Raw genomic sequence first — 22,441 nt, 5'->3', positions numbered from 1 at the left:
TTAAGCTAGTAGAGGGATTATTAGAACTATTAAGACAATAATCCGCTTACATGAACGATGGGAGGCTTCACGATGTCTAGTAAAACACTTGCAAAATTTTTAGAAGAAAATTTAGAGGATTTAAAATCAAAGGGGCTTTATAACGTAATTGATCCGCTTGAGAGTTCAAATGGACCAATCATTACAATTGGCGGAAAAGAATATATTAACTTATCTTCAAACAACTATCTTGGATTAGCAACAGATAGCCGTTTGCAAGAAGCAGCAATTGGTGCAATTCATAAGTACGGTGTTGGGGCAGGAGCTGTTCGTACAATTAACGGTACTTTAGATTTGCATATTAAATTAGAAGAGACAATTGCAAAGTTTAAACATACAGAAGCGGCAATTGCTTACCAATCAGGATTTAACTGTAATATGGCAGCGATTTCAGCTGTTATGGATAAAAATGATGCAATTCTTTCAGACGAATTAAACCATGCTTCTATTATTGATGGTAGTCGTCTATCAAAGGCAAAAATTATTGTTTATAAACATTCTGATATGGAAGATTTACGCCAAAAAGCAATCGCGGCGAAAGAATCGGGTCTTTACAATAAATTAATGGTAATTACAGACGGTGTCTTCTCAATGGATGGAGATGTTGCAAAACTAACAGAAATTGTTGAGATTGCAGAAGAATTAGATTTAATGACATATGTAGACGATGCACACGGTTCAGGTGTACTTGGAAAAGGTGCAGGAACTGTAAAGCACTTCGGTCTATCTGATAAAGTTGATTTCCAAATTGGTACATTATCAAAAGCAATTGGGGTAATTGGTGGATATGTAGCAGGGAAACAAAACTTAATTGACTGGTTAAAAGTTCGTTCACGTCCATTCTTATTCTCTACAGCATTAACACCAGCTGATGCAGCAGCTTGCATGAGATCAATTGAAATCTTAATGGAAAGCACAGAGTTACATGATCGTTTATGGGAAAATGGCCGCTACTTAAAACAAGGATTAAAAGAACTTGGCTTTAACATTGGGGAAAGTGAAACGCCAATTACACCTTGTATTATTGGGGACGAAGTGTTAACACAAGAATTTAGTAAGCGTCTAAATGAAGAAGGTGTATACGCAAAATCTATTGTGTTCCCAACTGTAGCAAAAGGAAAAGGTCGTGTTCGTAATATGCCTACAGCAGCTCATACGAAAGAAATGTTAGATGAAGCAATTCGTAAGTATGAAAAAGTAGGAAAAGAAATGGGCATCATTTAAGTAAGGGCATCTTTTGAATAGCTTGCAAATGAGGAGTGGGGAAAATGAAAAAAATTCTAGTAACCGGTTCTTTAGGGCAAATTGGTTCTGAACTAGTAATGAAACTTCGTGATGTATACGGCGCATCAAATGTTATTGCAACAGATATTCGTGAAACAGATAGTGAAGTAGTAAAGTCTGGTCCGTTTGAAACGTTAGATGTAACAGATGGACAAAAATTACATGATATTGCAAAGCATAATGAAGTAGATACAATTATTCATTTAGCAGCTTTACTTTCAGCAACAGCAGAAAAAAATCCGTTATTCGCATGGAACTTAAATATGGGCGGACTTGTAAATGCATTAGAAGCAGCTCGTGAATTAAACTGTAAGTTCTTCACGCCAAGTTCGATCGGTGCATTCGGTCCATCGACGCCAAAAGATAATACACCGCAAGATACAATTCAGCGTCCTACTACGATGTATGGGGTAAACAAAGTAGCAGGAGAATTACTATGTGATTATTATCATCAAAAGTTTGGCGTAGATACGCGCGGTGTCCGTTTCCCAGGTTTAATTTCTTACGTAGCTCCTCCAGGAGGCGGAACGACTGATTATGCAGTTGAAATTTATTATGAGGCGATTAAAAAAGGTGCATACACCTCATACATTGCTGAAGGAACGTACATGGACATGATGTATATGCCTGATGCTTTACAAGCGATCATTTCATTAATGGAAGCTGATCCAAGTAAGCTAGTGCATAGAAATGCATTTAACATTACGGCAATGAGTTTTGAGCCAGAGCAAATTGCAGCATCAATTCGTAAACACATTCCGACGTTTACAATGGATTATGCAGTAGATTCAGCTCGTCAAACAATCGCTGATAGTTGGCCAAACTCTATTGACGCAACTGCAGCAATGAAAGAGTGGGGCTTTAAAGCAGAATACGATTTAGACAAAATGACAACGGACATGTTGGCTAAGTTAAAAAAAAAGCTCACAGCTGAGTTAGTGATGAATTAATAGGAAGAGTCGATTCTTAGGAATCGGCTCTTCATTATTTTTGGGAGGAGAGAAGTCTTATGCAAAGAGTAGATGTCGTATACGCACTAATACATGACGAGGAAACAGATAAAATATTAATGGTACATAATGCAGAACAAAACGTTTGGTCATTGCCAGGTGGGGCTGTGGAAAAAGGTGAAATATTAGAGGAAGCACTAATAAGAGAAGTGAAAGAAGAGACAGGTTTAATTGCTACGTTAGGTGGACTTGTTGCGATCAATGAAAAATTCTTTGAGGAATCAGGGAATCATGCACTATTTTTTACATTCCGAGCGAATGTAGTAAAAGGTGAACTTATTGCGGAAGATGAAGGTGAAATTTCTGCAATAGAGTGGGTGGATCGAACAATTGCGAATGAGCGCTTCCCATACTATGACGGAGGATTTGAATCCTTATTAGAAGTAGCCATTCCATATAAGTTTCAACCAGAAACAAAGTAATTGAATGAAAAAACAGGAGCCACAAGGCTCCTATCTTCTATTCAATCGTCTTCAGTAATAATTTTTTCAGTAATGGTTTAATCTTCAATCGTAAATCTTCAGCATGATTTGCAACTAAGAAGTGATGGTTATAAATGTTCTTCATCAATTGATAAGTTGCTTCTTTTGCCTCGCCTTCTTCGATGAAGATACCGATTACTTCCATGCCACTTTTACGCGCGAGTTTAACAGCTTCATGCGTATCTAAAATTCCATCTTGTTGATAGTCTAGCGCAGAAGGCTCACCATCTGTGAAGACTAGTAAGAATTTATGTTTCTCAGGTCTTTTTGCAAGTTTTTCAGAAACGATACGAATAATATATCCGTCGCGGTTATCTTCTTCTTCACGAAGTTGCATAATTTCCGGACCAACGTTTGGTAACGTTGAGTTTTTATAATTTACAACTTCATGGATAACGTTCGGCTTATCTTCAGGTTTAGCGCTAGAGGCATCTTCCCAAAATCCGCTAATAGCGTGCGGGATTTTTAAAGATTTTAAAGCTTCATGGAATAGTACAACACTCTTCTTCGTCTCTTCCATTTTGTTATACATAGAACCAGAACAGTCAACTAACAGTTGGAATGCAACATCGAGTTCTTGTGACTCTTGTCCTTTTTTATAAAACATACGCGGTTGTTTTTCGGTATAAATACGAAGGAATTTTTTGCGAAGCCTTCCGTAATATTTATCATTATTCGCATTCGTTTTATTTTCAATCGTTTTTTCGATAATTTTCTTTAATTCTTTTACATCTTTATTGACGACTGATTTGATAGCTTGGTAATCTTTTTTCTCATCGATATTTGCTTTGCGAGCTTCTTTAAATGTATGAGAAGCACCTACATTATACTTACCGTATGCACCGTCGTGCTGGCTAGAAGCGTGTGAAGCTCTTGCTTCTTCTGTATCAGCGCCATCAAAGTTGGATTGTGTACTTTTTTGAGAAGTACCTTGTACAGAACCAAGTGCTTGGTCGCCATCTTCTGATTCACGAGCAGTATCGCCCATCATGTTTGTTTTTGTTCCGCTTTCTAATTCAAAGCGTAAAAAGTTCTCGTTTTCGTTATTTTTATTTTCACGATGCCATGTGGAGAAACTTTCATCCATTTTGTTTTTATTTTCATCGTCATCTATAAGCTGTGTATCATCATTTGCTAAATCTTCGACGCGACAGTTCTTTTCGTCTGCAAGAACAGATAAGTAAAGTGGAGCATGTCCGAAATAGTTGTTAAGCATATCACTTTCAAGAAGCGCCTCTAAGCGATAGCGAATTTTCTCAACGACATACATAATATCTTCTGTATTACGTGCTTGGAATGTTTCATGTAAAATCGCTTCAATTTGCTCAAAATATTCATTATTAAACATTTCATATTTATCGCTCGTTAATGAAAGATAGCATAGGCAAAACAAACGATCACCGTGATAATTACGAACGCGGTTTATTTCATTTTGAGAGCCGAAATAATTGCGGTACATTTCTTTTCGGCGTTTAAAAATATGCTTCGTGCCAGGACGTAAGTTCTTTACGATTTCCTCAACGCGTAAATCTTCTAATAGAACAAATAATTGTGTTAAAAACTTTTTTAGGGGCGATTCTTGCAATTCAATCGCATAAGAACGAATTAAAGTCATGTCCGAGTAATGTTTATTACCAAGTGCTTTTAAGAACACTTCGCTTTTTAATCCGATTACTGTATCTTCTTCTTTTCGATCATCCCAAAAGTGACTAATGACAACTTTCTTTTCAATTTCGTCGTAGTATGCTTTATAGCCATATTCAAGATAGGCATCGTCTTCTTTTAGAAGGGCATACATTAAGTTTTCCATTTGTAGAAACAGCGACGCATCAATTTTTTTGTCACTAAAAATTTGTCTCATAAATTATCCCTCAAAGAAATAACTTTCTGCTAATTCACGGACAGTCATTTGTTCTGTTTCATCATTAAGTTTTGCAATTATGCTTCGTTCAATAGCGCGCATAACAGGAATATATACACCTAAATCACATGCGTCGATAATACCACGAATACTTGCTGCTTCTTCACTTACACGTCCATCGCGAGCTAAAGGCATAAGGTCGCTTGCAAATGCAACAAACTTTTCAATTGTTGCAACATCATTTAATTTTGATTCTGCTAATAATAGTTCTTTTAATGTGTCACCTTGAATGTAAGGAACTTCAATAATAACGAAACGGTTTTTTAATGCTTCATTTAGTTCACTTGTTCCAACGTAACCTTCGTTAATCGCAGCAATTACACGGTATTCTTCATCACCGTATACAACCTCTTGTGTAAATGGGTTTGTGATCATTTTACGGTAATCTAATGCGCCGTGAAGTAGCGGTAAAGTTTCAGGTTTTGCCATATTGATTTCGTCAATATATAGGAAGTGACCGTTCTTCATTGCTTTCATAAGAGGACCGTTAACGAATGAAACTTCAGATGCACCATCTTTCGTTTGTAGTGTGTTGTATCCTAAAATACCTTCTACATCTAAGTCGACAGAGCAGTTAATGCTATGCATTGGTTTTTGAAATAAAGAAGAAAGAGTTTCCGCTAGTACTGTTTTACCACTACCAGTCGGTCCTTTTAATAGAATGTTCTTGCCAAGAAGAAGTGCTGTAATCGCATCTTCGATAATGCTGTTATCAGATGCTTTATATATTTTAGTACCGATTAAATGAGCATTTTCACCAGCTTCTTGTTTATTCTTTTCATGAATCGTAGAAAGCTGCTGTTTTAAATCAGAATGTATATGAAATTGTTCTAACATGTATTTCCCACCTAACATTATTTTCATAAAGTAATACATCTTATGATAACTTGTTTTAATATGGTATGCAAAGAAAAGGAAGGAGGATAAAGGGAAAAGAAAAAGCAATCAAGATGAAGTTGATTGCTTACAGTAAAGGAGAAATGAGCCTCATGAAAGACTCCAATATGCGTTTTTTTATACTTCTTTTTTGGAAAGAGTTCCATTTAATTTCAGTTGAATGTTTAAAATCTTTTTCAAAATCACGTTTAATATCGTGAACTGTTTTTGATTCATAAAGTACGCTAATAATTTCGTAATTCAATTCAAAGCTACGTACATCCATGTTCGCTGTTCCGATAGTTGCAATTGTATCATCAACGAGTACAATTTTTGCATGCATAAAACCATCTTTATAACTGTAAATAGAAGCACCAGCTTTTAAAAGTGGAGTGAAATAGGATTGAGATGCTTGATCACTAATGATGCTATCACTTTTACCTGGATATAAAATCCGTACATCTATTCCGGCAATTGCACTTAAGCGTAATAATGTTAAAGTTTCTTGATCTGGAATAAAGTAGGGTGTAGCGATCCAAATGGATTTTTTTGCAGAGCCCATAACAGCTAATAATGTATTACGAATACTTTTATCATCGGAGCTTGGTCCGCTTGCTACGATTTGAACAGCACCTTCTGCATGTGAAATCTCTTTACCTGGGAAGTATTGTCTATTCATGAATTGATCCCAGGAATAAGTATTTAAACCACTAGAGGCATAGAGCCAGTCTTCTAGAAAGATTGCTTGTAATTTATATAATGCTTTTCCTTCTATTTTTAGATGACTATCACGCCAAACAGGAAATTTCTTTGAACGGCCAAGATATTCATCACCGACATTGAGTCCTCCGGTAAAACCAATTTCTCCATCTACAATAACAATTTTTCGATGGTTACGATAATTGACAGTTTCAAGTAACCAAGCTGAAAAAATAGGGTCAAATTCTACAATTTCAATCCCAGCTTCTTTCATAGGTTGCAAAAATCGTCTTCTTAACGTGTTACTTCCAAGACCATCATAAAGGAAGCGTACAATAACACCATCTTTTGCTTTTTGTATTAAAGCATCTCGAACTTTTGTACCAATTTCATCAGATTTATAAATGTAGTATTGAATATGTATATGATGTTTTGCCTGCTCTATAGCTCGCAAAATTTCTGAAAATGTTTGATCTCCGTTTGTTAAAAGTTTTGTAGTTGTTTTATCTGCGGCAGGACCGCCTCCAAATTTTTGTATGACTTCTGTTAAATGTATGGAACGTTCATTTAGTGGGACTGTGAGTAATAACTCTAGTCTTCTTCCTTCTAATATTTCACGGAATAATTTTCTTTGTTCTTCTGAACGATGGAGATGTTTTTTTCTTCTCCAGCGGCTGCGCCCGAAAATAGCGTATAAAAGCACACCTATAATAGGAAGAAGTGCTAATACTAAAAACCATGCCAATGTGCTTTGTGGAGATCTATTTTCTATAAAGATAACGAATGAAATTCCTACGATTGTGATGGACCATAGAGCACCGACAAATGTATATAACGAAATATACGATGTATTTAATAGGAACAGAACGATAGATACAATTGTAAATATTAATAGTAACTGAACGATAGGCTTCTTCATTTCTATATAATTCCCCTAATCTTTTTTCAATATAGATTTCTTAAATAGAAGATGTAATATGACATCTTTATTATAAGGTGTTTTGCTTTTTTTACAAAATATAGACATTTCACCTATACTTTCCGCATTTGTCCTACATACAGTGTACTATCACATTTTTATCCCACTCTTAATGCATATGAAAATGAAAAAATCGAAAAGGAGCGGAGAAACATGAATTATATAGAAAATAATGGATTGTATTATCGGAATCATCATCATGGAGGACACAATCATGGTGGGCACAATCATAACGGCGGACATCATCACCATGGAGGACACAATCACCATGATCACCATCATCATCACGGAGGCGGATGGGGCTGGGGGGGTAGTTCATGGGGAGGCGGATTTTTCCCTGGAAGCTTTGCAGGAGGAGTGTTAGGTGGACTGACAGCTGGCGCATTAACGGGTGCAGCAAGTGGAGGGTATTATCCAGCGCCATATCCAGTAACTTATCCATCACCATACCCTGTAACGTATCCAATGCCATACCCAGGTTATCAGCAAATACCATATTCGTATTAAACTAAAAAAGAGGCTACCCTCTTTTTTAGTTTAATACGGTATTTATTTATAAAATACTTCCAAAATTAAGGTGAAAATATGTTAATATTTTGTTATTGTAATTCAAAAACATATACATTAATGTAGATTTTCATATTATTATTCGTGAATAGTTATGTAGTATGGTCTAATTTCTATTTTGTTATTAAAGAGTAAAGAGATCAGATGTGAATGGTATTAGTTAGAAACAGGGCTTGGATAGAGCCACTTAAAAGGATTGCAGTATAATAAGGTGCGAAATAATTAGGGAGATGAGAAGCTACTAGTTATAATTGAAACGGTATAATATTGCTTTTTATTACAAATAATATTATGTTATTTTAATCGGTCTATTTAAAAAGATAATTTATGTAATGGGCTAGTATTAGAAAATGAAATATCTCTATTTCTATGAAGAGAAACAGGTTGTGTTTTAGTCAGATAGGAAGCAAGGAGAGATGCGCATGCTAGAACAGAGAGGTCATGCATTATATGACTCTTCATTGCGAGATTTAAAGTTAGCATTAGATGAGTCTTCAATTGTTGCAATTACAGATCGAAAAGGTCTTATTACATATGTAAATGATAAATTTTGTGAAATCTCTAAATACAAAAGAGAAGAATTAATTGGAAAAGATCACCGTATTTTAAATTCAGGACATCATCCGAAAACCTTTTTTCAAAACTTATGGAAACGTATTTTGAATGGGAAAGTATGGACAGGTGAGATTCGGAATCGAGCAAAAGATGGTACATATTATTGGGTCAAAACAACAATTGTTCCATTTTTAAATGAAAAAGGAGAGCCATACCAGTTTATCGCAATTCGAAATGATATTAGTAGTAGAAAAGAAGCAGAACATAGATTGCGGCTAAGTGAAAGTCGTTATAGGGAACTTGCCTATCATGATGCTTTAACCAGTTTGCCGAACCGTTTGCAATTAATAACAACCGTTAATAAATTGATTGCAGATAAAAAAGAATTTGGTATGATTTACTTTGATTTGGACCGTTTTAAATTAGTAAATGATACGTTAGGTCATATGATAGGGGACTTACTTTTAAGCGAAGTCGCTTCACGGTTGCATTATGTACTAGGAGAGAAAGATGTTCTGGCTAGGCTAGGTGGCGACGAATTTGTGCTGTTAACAAAAAATCATAGGCAAGATGATATGAGTCAGTTAGCGACATCTGTGTTGTCATGTTTTCAGGCACCATTTATGTTGGAAGGCCATGAAGTATACATTTCAGCTAGTCTAGGACTTTGTTCTTATCCACAAGACGGACTAGACGTGGAAACGTTATTGAAAAACTCTGACTTAGCTATGTATAGTGCAAAAGAACAAGGTAGAAACGCTGCATGTTTCTTTACAGATGAGCTACGGGCGAAAATAAATCGTAGAATGAAAGTTGAGTTTGCTTTGCAAAAGGCAATTCGTGATGAAGAGTTAGATGTAGCATTGCAGCCTATTATTGATTTGAAAACGAAGAGATATTCTGGTATAGAAGCTTTAGTACGCTGTATGACAGAAGACGGCCCCATTGCACCAAGCGAATTTATCCCGGTAGCTGAAGAGTCTGGACTTATTATAAAGCTAGGAGACTGGGTATTAGAAAAATCGTGCCGATTGTTTAAAACATTGCCAAATTATCAAGAAGGACTAAAGTTATCTGTGAATTTATCTATACAACAATTAATGCAGAAACGTTTTATTTTGTCTGTACGTAGCATTTTAAAGAGAACTGGTTTTCCTCCGAACCGTTTAATATTAGAAATAACGGAAAGCATTGCAGTCCGCCATTTTGATTATATTATTGCTACATTACAAGAATTAAGAAATATGGGTGTTTTAATTGCTTTGGATGATTTCGGAACTGGCTATTCTTCCTTATATTATTTAAAACAACTACCACTGGATATTGTGAAAATTGATCGTAATTTTATTCGTGAATTTCATTATGATCACGCGCAACCAGAACGAACAATTGTAAAATCTGTTATTGAAATTGCTCATAGTTTAAATTTAGCAGTAGTTGCTGAAGGGGTAGAAACAGTAGAGCAAGAGAGTTTGTTACAATCAATGAGCTGTGATTATGTACAGGGATTTTATTATGCGAAACCTTTATCTGTAGGAGAGTTAAAAGAAAAGTTAATTACAGATTTTTAATAAAAAAGAGAAGCCAGCAGCTTCTCTTTATTTAATCCGTTTTTTGTGAGTCTTTCATTAGTACTGGATAAAGAATAAGACCTAATACGAACAATCCAATTCCTAAGAAGAACGTTTTTAAATCAGCAGTTCCCGTTTTGATAACCCAAATTGAGTATACAAATGCTAATGTAGTGATGATCCCGTCCTTTATTCGAGAACCAGGCATTATATCATACGTTTCTCCTGTAATAACCAGTTTGAATTGGTACAGAGTAGAAACTAGGTATGGAATTAAATAGGCTAATGTTGCTACGACAATAGCGAAACTATACGCTTCTGAAACAGTACCAGAAATCGTTGAAAATAAGAAAATTTGCGTCATTACATTTGTAATCAATAATGATTTTGAAGGACTACCTTTTTTATTTGTTTTCCCGAAAAACTTAGGGAAAAGTCCATTCTTTGCTGCCTGGTAAGGTACTTCTGAACTAACAACAATCCAACCAACTGTAGATCCAAATAAAGATATAAGAGCGAGTAAAGCCATGATATATGCGCCTTTATTTCCAATTGCTAAATTTAATGCGTCTACTAATGGTTTTTGAGACTCTTTTAAAGCATCTTGCGGAAGAGCTCCCATTGTAAGTAAAGTAATTGACATGTAAATAAGAAGAGCGATAATTAATCCGAAAATCGTAGCTTTTTTTACATCGCGCTGTGATTTTGCACGATTAGAAAGCATAACTGCTGATTCAATACCGATAAATGCCCAGAGTGTTGCAATAGCAGCTGAATTGATTTGTCCACCTAACGAGATGGATTGTCCTGCTTCATTCATAAAGGTTTGACCGTCTCCGAAATTAGAGGCATTGAAAATGAATAATGTAATTACAATAAACATTGTAAATCCGATAATTTTTGCAATGGTAGCAAGTAGATTCATATTTCCAGCTCGATCAATATTTTGAGAAAGAATATATTGAATTCCCCACAGCATAAGGCTACATACGAGGAAAGTTAATCCTTTTCCGAGTTCTAGTGAAAATCCGTTTATTGAAAAAAGAATTTGCTTACTTTGTAAAACTGGAAAGAATGTTGATAAATATCCAGCAAAGGAAATAATAACAGATGCTGTTGCAGCCCAGTTAGCAGCCCAATATCCCCATGCCATACTATATCCCGCAACTTTACCAGCTTTTTTTGAAGGAAACATCGCTTGAGCGTAGCTTTGTGGTCCAGCTTTTAATTCTGGTTTCCGAATCGCTAAATTTCCAAATACAAGTGCAATCATAAATACGCCAAGGCCTGTAATACTCCATGCGAGTGTAGAACCCATTGGCCCTGATACTTGTGCTAAATTTGCTGGAAGCATAAATACGCCACCGCCAACCATATTCCCGATAACAAATGCTGTTAAAACCCATAATCCCCATTTTTTCGTTTCCATTTTTGTTAACTCCTTTGTAGTAAGTTTTGCTTAAACATCATTTTTTACTAGCTTTTTGACAATAAAAAAAGAGCCATGTAGATAAAAAAATACCTACATGGCTCTTTCGCCAAAGCGTAGGTACAACGGGAATAACCCTTGTACCTACGCGTAATTTTTCCGCTAGGTTTCAAGGGTTACGTATGATGATGATGTTTTTGTGCAAATGAAACTACAGTTGTTGTATAAGTAAGCATAGTTCTTTGCTCCCTTTCTCCTCTGATTTTGAAGTTAGTATACTACATGTTTTTTTGAATGAAAAGAAAAATATAAAAATTTTTATAAAAATACGTTTTAAAGATTAAATATTTACCTATATTTTTCTTGTACTGGAAAATAAGTGAGAGATTGGCAGAAGAGTGAAGCATGTTATAATACATATAGAATTAGAAGGTGACAAGGGGCTATTGTAGATGATGAGTAAGTATGAACAAATTTATACAGAAATCAGTAAATCTATTGATAATAAACAATTAAAAGAGGGATGCAAAATCCCATCAGAAACAGAATTAATGAAGCAGTATGAGGCAAGCCGAGGCACGGTAAGAAAAGCTGTAGATTTACTGCAAGAGCGTGGATATGTGCAAAAAATTCATGGAAAAGGTGTTTTTGTTTTAAAGCGAAAAAATATTGAATTTAATTTTGGCGGTATTGTAAGTTTCCAAGAAGAAAATGAACGTTTAGGACGTCATTGTATTACGGAAGTTGTGGAAATGGACAAAGAAAAAGCCACAAAAGAAATTGCGAAATTATTAAATGTAAAAGAAAAAACAGAGATTGATCATATTAAACGTGTACGAAATATTGATGGAGAAAAAGTAATTTTAGATATAAATCATTTTGTATCTGAGTTTATTCCAGGATTAACGAAAGAAATTGCAACTGCATCGATTTATAAATACATTGAGAAAGAGCTTGGGCTACATATTAGTTATTCGCAGAGGGTAATTGAAGTACAGCCGTGTACAGAGGATGACAGAAAGTATTTAGATTTAAATGGAACAGACTATGTTGTCGTTGTGAAAAACTTTACACATTTGTATGATGGAAGTCAGTTTGAATACACAGAATCACGCCACCGTTTAGATATTTTTCACTTTTCGGATGTGGCACGCAGGAAGTAAAGAGGTGGAACAAAATATTGTTTCATCTCTTTTTTTATAAAAAAAAAACACAAACTCGTATATACGAGTGTTGACTAACTTATATATACGAGTTAATATGTAATTGTAAACGGTATCAAAAAAAGAAAAGAGGGACGGGAATATGGGGAAAGACTATCGTAAAACAGCAGAGGAAGTGTTGCAGTATATTGGTGGGAAAGACAATATTGAACAAGCTGCACATTGTGTGACGAGGCTCCGTATCGCTTTAAAAGATGAAAGTAAAATAGATAATGATAAATTACAGTCTGTTTCATTAGTGAAAGGAGCGTTTCATAACGCTGGTATATTTCAAGTTGTAATTGGTCCAGGGGATGTAGATCGTGTTTACGCTGAATTGATAACGCTTGCAGGTATGGAAGAATCGACTGTAGCTGACGTAAAAGATTCTGGAAATCAGAAGTTAAATCCAGCTCAAAAGTTTGTGAAAATATTTTCGGATGTATTTATGCCGATATTACCAGCGATCGTAACAGCTGGTTTACTAATGGGTATTAACAATCTATTAGGGGCAAAGGACTTATTTTTTGATGGGAAAAATTTATTAGATGTTTATCCGAACTTAGGCGGGCTTTGGGATTTAATTAATATGATGGCCAATACAGCATTCGTATTCTTACCAGCACTTGTCGGGTGGTCAGCAACGAAGCGTTTTGGTGGTAGTCCAATACTAGGGATTGTTATGGGATTAATGCTTGTGCACCCGGCCTTATTAAACGCTTGGGACTATGGAAAAGCAGCGACTGGTTTAGAGGGTCAAAAGATTGAGTACTTCAATATTTTAGGACTGTTCCAAATTGAGAAGGTAGGATATCAAGGACAAATTTTACCTGTTTTAGTAGCAGCTTTTGTATTAAGTAAAGTGGAAATTTTCTTAAAGAAACATGTACCAAATGCAATTCAATTATTAGTTGTACCAATTACAACAATCGTTGTGACAGGTGTGTTAGCATTAGGAATTATCGGTCCGGTTACACGTCATATTGGAGATTTATTAACAGTAGGATTAGTAGGTGTATATGAAACAGTACCAGTAGTTGGAGCAGTATTGTTTGGAGCATTATATGCACCGCTTGTAATTACAGGTATGCATCATATGTTTATTGCAATTGATTTACAATTGATTGCACAGCACGGTGGCACATTCATTTGGCCAATGATTGCTCTTTCTAACATTGCGCAAGGTAGTGCGGCACTTGCAATGTTCTGGATTTCTAAAAATCAAAATGATAAAAGTATGGCATCAACATCAGCCATTTCAGCATACTTCGGTATTACAGAACCAGCGATGTTTGGTGTGAATTTACGAAATAAGTTCCCGTTCTATGCAGCGATTATAGGGTCTGCTGTGGCAGCGATATTCATTACATTAAATGGTGTATTAGCACCTGCTATCGGAATTGGCGGATTGCCAGCATTTATTTCTATCATTCCGAAATCGATTCCAATGTTTATTGTAGGAATGATTATTGCAGTTGTAATCCCATTTACTTTAACATGGTTATTTGCAAAAAGAGTCAAACAGAAGTAGGAGGAAGTTAAACATGAAGGATTGGCATAAAAGTGTAGTCTATCAAATTTATCCGAAGAGCTTTAATAGCTATTACAATAAAGAAACCGGTGATATAAAAGGGGTTACAGAGAAACTAGATTATTTAAAAGAACTCGGAGTGGATTATATTTGGTTAACACCGATATACCAATCACCACAAAATGATAATGGATATGATGTAAGTGATTACTACAGCATTGATCCATCTTACGGAACGATGGAAGAGTTTGAGGAACTTTTAGCAGAAGCGAAAGTACGTAACATTGAAATTATGCTTGATATTGTTGTAAATCATAGTTCGACTGAACATAAGTGGTTTAAAGAAGCGAAGGAAGATAAAAATAGTCCATATCGTAATTACTATATTTGGCGTGATGAAAAAAATAATTGGCAGTCTAAGTTTGGTGGATCTGCTTGGAAATATGATGAGAAGACGGAGCAATATTATTTACATTTATTTGATGAAACACAAGCTGATTTAAATTGGGAAAATGAACAACTTCGCGAAGAAGTATATGATATGATGCGTTTTTGGCTGGATAAAGGGGTAACAGGATTCCGATTAGATGTCATTAACTTAATTTCAAAAGACCAATGTTTCTTAAACGATGAAGGTAATACTGCGACAAGTGATGGACGCAAGTATTATACAGATGGTCCGCGTGTTCATGAATATTTACAAGAGATGAACCGAAAAGTTTTTGCAGGAAAAGATGTAATTACAGTTGGAGAAATGTCATCTACGACAATTGATAATTGTATTAAATATTCTAATCCTGAGCGTAATGAACTGAGCATGACGTTTAGTTTCCATCATTTAAAAGTAGATTATCCGAATGGTGATAAGTGGACGAAAGCAGAGTTTGATTTTATTAAATTAAAAGAGATTATGTCTAACTGGCAAATTGAAATGCAAAAGGGCGGAGGATGGAATGCGTTATTTTGGTGTAATCATGACCAACCTCGCATAGTGTCACGCTTCGGTGATGATAGAAAGTACCGAAATGAATCTGCGAAAATGTTAGCGACAGCTATGCATATGTTGCAAGGAACACCTTACATTTATCAAGGCGAAGAAATCGGTATGACGAATCCTAAATTCGAGTCCATCGAGCAATATCGCGATGTGGAATCGTTAAATATATACGATATCAAGCGAGAAGAAGGATTATCAAAAGAAGAGATTATCGGGATTTTAAAACAAAAATCTCGTGACAACTCTCGTACTCCGATGCAGTGGAATGAAGAGATGAACAGTGGTTTTACAACAAGTACACCTTGGATTTCAGTGGCTGAAAACTTTACAGAAATAAACGTAGAGAAGGCATTAGAAGATAAAGAGTCTGTATTTTATCATTATAAAAAGTTAATAGAACTTAGAAAAACGTATGATGTAATTACAGAAGGAGAATATGCTATTTTGGATAAAAATGATCCTAAAATTTGGGCATATACTCGTACTACAGAAAGTGAAGTACTACTTGTTATAAATAACTTCTATGGAGAAGAAATAACGTACTCTGTACCAGCGCACGTTCAATTAGATGGAATGAAACAAGAAGTACTACTGTCGAATTATAAAGATGCCAGCAAGGATATTGCAAAACTTAACTTAAGACCATATGAATCAATTGTGTATCGATATACGAAATAAAAAGGTTGTATGCCGCATGGGCATACAACCTTTTATTTTAAGACACCACTATACAAAATGCTTACTTCTACTTCAGGTTTAAACTTTACTTTTGCATAATCTTTATCCCAATTTTTTTTCCTCCATAACTCAGGGTGATAAGCGATAAGGTGTCTGCCGATACCGAAAGCATCACAGTTTGCTTTTTGGAGTTTGTTTATTATTTTTTTCGCCTCTTTCGTGAGCGGTTTAGACAGTTCTTTATTTAGTTTTTCTCTGTCGTCCATTGTATACAGATTATCTCTTGGAGATTCAATTGCTATAACTTTTAGTTGGAGCTTAATGTGAGCATAAACATTTCCTTTTTTATCTGTTGTTATTTTTAAGTTTCGTTTTAATTTCTGATTGCTCACGTCAATGGTAATGTAGTCAGACGTATTAGATGAATCGCTATTTGTAAGCTTTTGGGTTATGCGAGCGCTCGTTCCCATTTTATCAGTTAGTAATACGAAGAGTACCGATTGTCGTGAAGGTAAAAGCCCAGTTAATTTATCCTTATTAAATAGAGCTATCCCATTGGTTACAACTTCTTTTCCTTTTAGCTTTATAGATGGGAGGGTGAAATCTTTGCCGGGATCTAACATTTTTGTAGCGGCTGTTTCCAAAGTTTCATTTGGAAATATGCTCATGTCCTCTAAGCTTTTAATTTTTTTCTTTAGAAAATCTCCAATTAGTAAATTTCCTACTTTCTTTTTTTCTAGTATTGCAGCTGTTTCACCATCTACTGAAATAAGTTTTACCAGAGCAGTGGGGTTTGTAGGGTCCCGAAAACTAATATCTAAATAAGGTAATATCCCCTTTTTTTGAATTTTTGTTCCCAATAGTTGCACACCGTATTTGAAATAGCGAATATTTCCAGTCACATTTTCTTTCAAAGTATCGCTAGTATCGCGTATGTTACGGCCGGTTGCTGAATGTATTTCATTTTCAAATGAAGATTGTTGGCTTCCTGAACTTCTTACAAGTTCAACCGTTTGCTGAAGTTAATTTTCTTCTGTAATATCAAATCCAATACTATAAGCTAATCTAGCCTCTCTTAAAGGCTCTTGATCCCAGCAACCAGAAAGAAGTGAGCTAGCACATAAGATACTACATAATTTAACTGTTTTTTTGTGCATATGGAGCTCCTTTCTTATTTCTTAATAAGGAATAAAGAAGAAATAAAAAAGGAAGAACGATAATGAAAATATAAGTGAATTTATCAGTGAAATTTGCAATCAATTTTAATTCTTCAGGTGTATCTATAAATAAGGCGATACTAAAAGAAATAACTCCAACAATTGGAACAGATTTTTTATGATTAGCAAGGTTGAATATATGCCCAATACCTATAGAAGCAGCAGCGTAACAACTAGCAATAGAAGCTACGACAGTTATCATCCAAATTGGTATGAATATTAAATCAGTACGGTCTACAATCCCAATATGTAAGGAGCGCAATAAGTAAGCAACTGGCTCTGGAATAAGCTCAACTTGCTTTGGACTAAATACGATAAAGCAAATCCAAACAGTAAAAGCATAAAAAAGAGTTACGAATCCGTTAGCGATAGAAATTGCCTTTAGTTTTGCAACAGCAGTCCCATTTACTTTAGGAAATGCGATGAGAAAGATTTCAAAACCATACATAGCTGTAATTGTTTCTTTCGATGCTTTAATAATATTCCACCATCCAGCCTCTGTAATGGGAAAAATATAAGAAAAATCAGCCCGTGAGAGCCCAAGTCCAATTAAAAGCGCCATAGGTAAAATGAGAATAGAGGCCATGACATAAAATCGTACAATTACTTTAAAGGTATTATAGGCTACGTAGCAACAAGCTATTGTAAATAATAGGAGAATTGCGTACCAAGGAGTTGCTTGTAAAATCCATATTTTAATGACGGTACATGCATTTAACATAACGGTCATACCGATAAGAGTAAAATAAAAAACATAAGAAAACCCTAATAGTTTTCCAAATTTATTACCAAACATCATACAAGCAATTTCATACATATTTGCATCAGGAAACCTTCTTAATAAAAACCACATGAGTAAAATGATAAGTTGAGTTGCCAGCCCCGCAATGAGAACAGAAATCCATCCACCACCTTTTGCTATTGGGTGAAGACGGTTTGGGAGAGAAAGTATACCAACCCCGATTTGACATTGGATAACGAAAAAGGTCAATTGAACAAGTGAAATTTTACTTTGCGTGTTTGTCACCGTTCTCATCCTCTCTCGTTACATGTTGTCGTTGCATTTTTTTTGGTTTTGAATCATGTGGTCGTTCCCAAAATGACCAAATTGGAAATCTTACAAAGGAATCTTTCATATCTTTTATCCGCATTGGTGCAAGAGGAGAAAGATATGGTGTATGAAAAGAATGAAGTTGACATAAATGAACGAAAGTTATAATTATGCCGAATGAAATCCCTACATAGCCGAATATAGCAGCAAGAACCATTAACGGGAAACGCAGAATCCGAACTGCTGAACTCATATCATTTGATGGTACGAGAAAAGAAGCAATTGCAGTTAAAGCTACAACGATAATCATTGTGTAAGAAACGAGTCCAGCTTTTACAATTGCATCCCCAATTACTAAACCGCCTACAATACCGATTGTTTGTCCAACGCGGCTCGGCAAACGAATACCAGCTTCTCGTAATAATTCGAAGATCAATTCCATTAAGAGAGCTTCAAAAATAGGAGGAAGTGGCACTTGTTCTAATGAGGCTTTAATTGTATAGACGAGTTCGAGTGGCAACACATCTGGATGAAAAGCGACGGTTGCGATATATATAGCTGGTAAGAGAAAGGCGATTAAGAAACTTACTAAGCGAATCATTCGGACGAAAGAACCGACGATCCAGCGGTTATTATAATCATCTGGTGATTGATAGAAGGCAAAGAGTGTAACAGGAACGATAAGTGCTGTTGGATCTCCATCTGATAAAATAGCGACTCGTCCCTCCATTAAATTAGCAGCAGTTCTATCTGGGCGCTCTGTATTTAATTGCTGTGGGAATGGTGAGAAAGACGTATCTTCTATAAATTCTTGTATGTAGCCTGGTGGCATGAGTGCGTCTGTCTTAATCATTTCTAATCTTCTTTTCACTTCTGCAACGAGATCGTCATTAGCTATATTTTGAATATAAGTAATTGCCACTTTCGTGTGCATTTCTTCACCAAGTGTGAAATATTTAACGACGACATTTGGACTTTTTATGAGTTTACGAATAGACGCTAAATTGGTTGCTAAATCTTCTACGAAACCAGTATGTGGTCCGCGTACAATCCCTTCATTATCAGGTTCTGTTATAGCTCTTTTTAAAGATAATGCTGTTTCAAAAGTACAAAAGCTTTCGACATGTTCATGGAAATATAAAGATTTACCTTGTAATAAAAGTTGTACACCGTAATTTAAATTCGTTTCTTTTTTCATATTTAATGTAGAAAATGCTTTATCTAAAGATAGATCAGATCGAGTTAATAAGGGTTCAAGAGCTAATTGATGAATTAAATTTGGGTCTGCTAAAGATTCGATATATAAAATTATTCCTTTTCCGTTTTGAAAAGGGATATCTAATTTTTTTATATCATCTGAATGACAGAGCTTATTTTCAATGTAATTAATATTTTCCGGAAGTGATGGAAACATATGCTTTTGATTCTTACTCTTTTGCTGTTCTTCTTGTTGTGTCATAATTTCCACCTCTTTTAGAATAAAATTCCTTCTGTTAATTTTTGTTGTTTGTGAAAAATTTATGCTTGGAATATTTGAGAAAAAATGGATTTAAAGTTATCTCCCGGCATCTTCTACGCATTATTCAATTTCATAGCAGTACTTCTCACATTTGTGTCGAATTAAGAAGATATATAGGAGGGATACATATGGAAATAGCTGTAGAACGTGTTTTTACGAAAGAGATCTTAAGAAGAGCGGCAAAGGCATTTCATGTAACAGTGGAAGAGAAGCCGCTTGGAGATTTTGAAAATTATATTTTTAAGGCGAAGGGAGATAATGATGAGGACTATGTATTACGTTTAACGCATTCTTCGCATCGCTCTAAAAAAGAAGTTGAAGCTGAACTAGATTTTTTACGATATGTTGCGGAGCATGGGGCAAAGGTAGCAGGACCTCTTAACTCAACTTCTCAAAATCTTGTAGAAGAAATTGGAGCGGAAGATAGCACTTTCTTTTTTGCTTCTTTATTTACATATGCAAAAGGTGAGCAAGTAAAAGGGGAAGGATCGCCTTATTGGGGAGATGATTATTTTGAAGCATGGGGAAAAGCGATTGGACAACTGCATCGCCTAACAATGAGCTATCCTAAAACAGACTATCGTGATACGTGGGAAGAAGACGAAAGTGGAATTGTTAATGAATTAGAAGATGATCAAGTGAAAAAGATTGCAGCGGTATTAATGGATGAGATTAAGGCCCTTCCAGTTGAAAGAGAAACGTTCGGTCTTATGCACGGTGATATCCATCCCGGTAATTTTCATTATGATGGTAAAGAGCTAACAATCTTTGATTTTGATGATGCGGCTTATAATTACTTTATACATGATTTAGCGATGGTTCTCTATTACTCTATTCTATTTACACCATGGACAGCGGAAGAGAAGACAGACTTTGCTCGTAAACAGCTACAAGTGTTACGAAAAGGCTATGAGCATGAGCACAGACTGGCGGATAGTTGGTATGAATAGTTACCGTTGTTTTTACGTCTACGTGATGTTGGTTTATACGGTACACTTCAAAAGAAGTTTAAGGGGAAAGGTATGCCAGATAACTTCCGAGAATTATCAGAAGAGCTATATGAAAGAATTATAAAAAGAGAAGCAATTGTGAATATATAATACATTTAGTTCGAAACAAAGTATATAAAACAAATATATACTTTGTTTTTTTATACAAAAATATGTTTACTTTATTAAAATAATATTGTCCTAGATTCAGTATACACTTATAATTTTATATATATTCTGAATATTCTTTATAAAGAAGGAGGGGGAATGTTGGAAGCTTTCGTGAATTGGTTAAATAATATTGTTTGGAGTCCAGCACTTGTTTATTTATGTTTAGGAGTAGGTTTATATTTTTCCATTCGAACGAGGTTTTTACAAGTAAGGCATGTAGGAGAAATGGTGAAGCTGACATTTCAAGGTGAAAAATCAGAGGCTGGTGTTTCTTCATTTCAAGCGTTAGCACTTTCGTTATCAGGACGCGTTGGGACGGGGAATATAGCTGGGGTAGCAACAGCGGTTGCCTTCGGTGGACCAGGAGCTGTATTTTGGATGTGGGCAGTGGCCTTTTTAGGAGCAGGATCAGCTTATATAGAATCTACATTAGCGCAAATATATAAGACGAAACATCAAGGACAGTTTCGTGGTGGACCTGCTTATTACATTGAAAAAGGTTTAGGTGTGAAATGGTATGCATTAGTATTCGTTGCAGCGACAATTCTTGCAACGGGGCTTTTACTGCCAGGTGTGCAGGCAAATAGTATTGCTGTAAGTTTAGAAACAGCTTTTGGAATTAACACTACCGTATCAGGGGTTTTATTAGTTGTTGTACTAGCTATTATCATCTTCGGTGGAGTAAAGCGAATTGTTAACGTTGCACAAGTTGTCGTACCGTTTATGGCAGTTGGTTATATTTTAGTAGCTTGCGTTATTGTTGCTATGAATATTGAAAAGTTGCCAGAAGCATTTATGCTAATTATAAGAAGTGCTTTTGCATTAGAAGCGGCTTTCGGTGGTATTATCGGTTTAGCAATTTCTTGGGGAGTAAAACGAGGTATTTATTCCAATGAAGCAGGGCAAGGAACTGGACCACATGCAGCAGCAGCAGCTGAAGTATCACATCCAGCTAAGCAAGGTTTAGTGCAAGCATTTTCCGTTTACATTGATACATTATTTGTTTGTTCAGCAACAGCATTTATGATGATTATTACAGGCATGTATAACGTATTTGATGCAAGCGGAAAAAACTTTATCGTTAATAAATTAAATGGCGCTCAGCCAGGACCAGGATATACACAGGCGGCGGTAGAATCTGTTTTTCCTGGATTTGGAAACGGTTTCGTTGCAATCTCGTTATTATTCTTCGCGTTTACAACAATTATGGCGTATTACTACATTGCAGAAACGAATATCGCGTACTTAAATCGTGATAAAGACCGTCCTTGGTTGTCTATTGTACTAAAATTTGTTTTTTTAGGAGCTGTATTCTACGGCTGTATTAAAACAGCAGCAACGGCGTGGGCTTTAGGTGATATCGGTGTAGGAATTATGGCATGGGTAAATATCATTGCGATTTTATTATTACAAAAACCTGCATTAGTCGCATTAAAGGATTATGAAAAACAGAAAAAAGAAGGAAAAGATCCAGTATTCGATCCGCAGCCATTAGGAATTAAAAATGCTGATTTTTGGGAGCATGAATACGGGAAAGATAAGAAAGAAGAAGTATCTTAATAGAATAGAAATGAAGAAGCAAAGGGGAAACCCTTTGCTTTTTTTATGGACAAATTGAAGCTGAAAGTTATTTTTGGGACTATTTTTGAATATAAAAAGAATGTACATGCGTTG

15 protein-coding genes and 2 pseudogenes are annotated in these 22,441 nt (G+C 35.5%); 10 read left to right on the top strand and 7 right to left on the bottom strand.

All coding sequences use genetic code 11. The annotated features are described in order from the left end of the window. Positions 1-72: 72 nt before the first annotated feature. The 3 genes from ASE54_RS31140 to ASE54_RS31130 are packed head-to-tail and all read left to right on the top strand — an operon-like array spanning position 73 to position 2,755. The gene (locus ASE54_RS31140; protein WP_000095913.1) at positions 73-1,263 is read left to right on the top strand and encodes a glycine C-acetyltransferase; all 1,191 of its coding nucleotides are present in this window, start codon (positions 73-75) and stop codon (positions 1,261-1,263) included. A gap of 44 nt (positions 1,264-1,307) precedes the next feature. Beyond that, complete coding sequence (locus tag ASE54_RS31135; RefSeq protein WP_000723120.1) at positions 1,308-2,273, top strand: L-threonine 3-dehydrogenase; 966 nt, start codon at positions 1,308-1,310, stop codon at positions 2,271-2,273. 59 nt (positions 2,274-2,332) lie between these two features. Continuing rightward, positions 2,333-2,755, top strand: a complete 423-nt coding sequence (locus tag ASE54_RS31130) for an NUDIX hydrolase (RefSeq protein WP_001189930.1) — start codon at positions 2,333-2,335, stop codon at positions 2,753-2,755. A gap of 37 nt (positions 2,756-2,792) precedes the next feature. Here the strand turns inward: ASE54_RS31130 and ASE54_RS31125 are convergent, their stop codons facing one another. The 3 genes from ASE54_RS31125 to ASE54_RS31115 all read right to left on the bottom strand — a co-directional run bounded on the left by ASE54_RS31125 (position 2,793) and on the right by ASE54_RS31115 (position 7,230). Beyond that, positions 2,793-4,676 carry a VWA domain-containing protein gene (locus ASE54_RS31125; RefSeq protein ID WP_001248844.1) on the bottom strand — a complete coding sequence of 628 codons (1,884 nt, stop codon included), beginning with the start codon at positions 4,674-4,676 and terminating at the stop codon, positions 2,793-2,795. Between the two features lie 3 nt (positions 4,677-4,679). Continuing rightward, positions 4,680-5,573, bottom strand: a complete 894-nt coding sequence (locus tag ASE54_RS31120) for a MoxR family ATPase (RefSeq protein ID WP_000892989.1) — start codon at positions 5,571-5,573, stop codon at positions 4,680-4,682. 127 nt (positions 5,574-5,700) lie between these two features. Further along, positions 5,701-7,230 carry a cardiolipin synthase gene (locus ASE54_RS31115; protein WP_000743027.1) on the bottom strand — a complete coding sequence of 510 codons (1,530 nt, stop codon included), beginning with the start codon at positions 7,228-7,230 and terminating at the stop codon, positions 5,701-5,703. A gap of 213 nt (positions 7,231-7,443) precedes the next feature. Here ASE54_RS31115 and ASE54_RS31110 point away from each other — a divergent pair, with 213 nt between their 5' ends. Together ASE54_RS31110 and ASE54_RS31105 are read left to right on the top strand one after the other, a co-directional pair. Beyond that, a complete protein-coding gene (locus ASE54_RS31110) occupies positions 7,444-7,797 on the top strand; it encodes a hypothetical protein (RefSeq protein ID WP_001106404.1) in 354 nt (117 codons plus the stop codon). A gap of 482 nt (positions 7,798-8,279) precedes the next feature. After that, the gene (locus ASE54_RS31105; protein WP_000893348.1) at positions 8,280-9,983 is read left to right on the top strand and encodes an EAL domain-containing protein; all 1,704 of its coding nucleotides are present in this window, start codon (positions 8,280-8,282) and stop codon (positions 9,981-9,983) included. A gap of 31 nt (positions 9,984-10,014) precedes the next feature. Here the strand turns inward: ASE54_RS31105 and ASE54_RS31100 are convergent, their stop codons facing one another. After that, complete coding sequence (locus ASE54_RS31100) at positions 10,015-11,412, bottom strand: amino acid permease (protein WP_000448446.1); 1,398 nt, start codon at positions 11,410-11,412, stop codon at positions 10,015-10,017. Positions 11,413-11,864: 452 nt separating this feature from the next. Here ASE54_RS31100 and treR point away from each other — a divergent pair, with 452 nt between their 5' ends. From treR to treC, 3 genes are all read left to right on the top strand, one after another. After that, positions 11,865-12,575 (top strand): trehalose operon repressor, encoded by a 711-nt coding sequence (gene treR, locus ASE54_RS31095; protein ID WP_000987242.1) that lies wholly within the window; start codon positions 11,865-11,867, stop codon positions 12,573-12,575. 142 nt (positions 12,576-12,717) lie between these two features. Next, on the top strand, positions 12,718-14,145 hold the full coding sequence (treP, locus tag ASE54_RS31090) for a PTS system trehalose-specific EIIBC component (RefSeq protein ID WP_000513939.1): 1,428 nt from the start codon (positions 12,718-12,720) through the stop codon (positions 14,143-14,145). A 13-nt stretch (positions 14,146-14,158) separates the two neighbouring features. Then, on the top strand, positions 14,159-15,820 hold the full coding sequence (treC, locus tag ASE54_RS31085) for an alpha,alpha-phosphotrehalase (RefSeq protein WP_000656109.1): 1,662 nt from the start codon (positions 14,159-14,161) through the stop codon (positions 15,818-15,820). A 32-nt stretch (positions 15,821-15,852) separates the two neighbouring features. Here the strand turns inward: treC and ASE54_RS31080 are convergent. The 3 genes and pseudogenes from ASE54_RS31080 to gerKA all read right to left on the bottom strand — a co-directional run bounded on the left by ASE54_RS31080 (position 15,853) and on the right by gerKA (position 19,547). Beyond that, a pseudogene (locus tag ASE54_RS31080) lies at positions 15,853-16,977 on the bottom strand (Ger(x)C family spore germination protein). Further along, positions 16,958-18,064 carry a GerAB/ArcD/ProY family transporter gene (locus ASE54_RS31075; protein ID WP_000185806.1) on the bottom strand — a complete coding sequence of 369 codons (1,107 nt, stop codon included), beginning with the start codon at positions 18,062-18,064 and terminating at the stop codon, positions 16,958-16,960. The pseudogene ASE54_RS31080 and the gene ASE54_RS31075 overlap by 20 nt, the downstream one beginning before the upstream one ends. Beyond that, the gene (gene gerKA / locus ASE54_RS31070) at positions 18,045-19,547 is read right to left on the bottom strand and encodes a spore germination protein GerKA (protein ID WP_000193671.1); all 1,503 of its coding nucleotides are present in this window, start codon (positions 19,545-19,547) and stop codon (positions 18,045-18,047) included. Before gerKA ends, ASE54_RS31075 begins: the two co-directional genes overlap by 20 nt. A 188-nt stretch (positions 19,548-19,735) precedes the next feature. Between gerKA and ASE54_RS31065 the strand changes: the two are divergent. Next, a pseudogene (locus ASE54_RS31065) lies at positions 19,736-20,707 on the top strand (phosphotransferase). Positions 20,708-20,866: 159 nt separating this feature from the next. After that, positions 20,867-22,327 (top strand): alanine/glycine:cation symporter family protein, encoded by a 1,461-nt coding sequence (locus tag ASE54_RS31060; protein WP_000387173.1) that lies wholly within the window; start codon positions 20,867-20,869, stop codon positions 22,325-22,327. The last annotated feature ends 114 nt before the right edge of the window (positions 22,328-22,441 follow it).

Source organism: Bacillus sp. Root131 (genome assembly GCF_001429475.1).
Taxonomy (GTDB): domain Bacteria; phylum Bacillota; class Bacilli; order Bacillales; family Bacillaceae_G; genus Bacillus_A; species Bacillus_A thuringiensis_S.
The sequence above is the reverse complement of the archived record's forward strand: the minus strand, read 5'-3'. Positions and strand labels throughout refer to the sequence as shown.

Excerpts from the sequence above, each read along its gene's own strand:
- ASE54_RS31140 (WP_000095913.1), top strand. The coding sequence starts at position 73 with ATGTCTAGTAAAACACTTGCAAAATTTTTAGAAGAAAATTTAGAGGAT.
- ASE54_RS31135 (WP_000723120.1), top strand. The coding sequence starts at position 1,308 with ATGAAAAAAATTCTAGTAACCGGTTCTTTAGGGCAAATTGGTTCTGAA.
- ASE54_RS31130 (WP_001189930.1), top strand. The coding sequence starts at position 2,333 with ATGCAAAGAGTAGATGTCGTATACGCACTAATACATGACGAGGAAACA.
- ASE54_RS31125 (WP_001248844.1), bottom strand. The coding sequence starts at position 4,676 with ATGAGACAAATTTTTAGTGACAAAAAAATTGATGCGTCGCTGTTTCTA.
- ASE54_RS31120 (WP_000892989.1), bottom strand. The coding sequence starts at position 5,573 with ATGTTAGAACAATTTCATATACATTCTGATTTAAAACAGCAGCTTTCT.
- ASE54_RS31115 (WP_000743027.1), bottom strand. The coding sequence starts at position 7,230 with ATGAAGAAGCCTATCGTTCAGTTACTATTAATATTTACAATTGTATCT.
- ASE54_RS31110 (WP_001106404.1), top strand. The coding sequence starts at position 7,444 with ATGAATTATATAGAAAATAATGGATTGTATTATCGGAATCATCATCAT.
- ASE54_RS31105 (WP_000893348.1), top strand. The coding sequence starts at position 8,280 with ATGCTAGAACAGAGAGGTCATGCATTATATGACTCTTCATTGCGAGAT.
- ASE54_RS31100 (WP_000448446.1), bottom strand. The coding sequence starts at position 11,412 with ATGGAAACGAAAAAATGGGGATTATGGGTTTTAACAGCATTTGTTATC.
- treR (WP_000987242.1), top strand. The coding sequence starts at position 11,865 with ATGATGAGTAAGTATGAACAAATTTATACAGAAATCAGTAAATCTATT.
- treP (WP_000513939.1), top strand. The coding sequence starts at position 12,718 with ATGGGGAAAGACTATCGTAAAACAGCAGAGGAAGTGTTGCAGTATATT.
- treC (WP_000656109.1), top strand. The coding sequence starts at position 14,159 with ATGAAGGATTGGCATAAAAGTGTAGTCTATCAAATTTATCCGAAGAGC.
- gerKA (WP_000193671.1), bottom strand. The coding sequence starts at position 19,547 with ATGACACAACAAGAAGAACAGCAAAAGAGTAAGAATCAAAAGCATATG.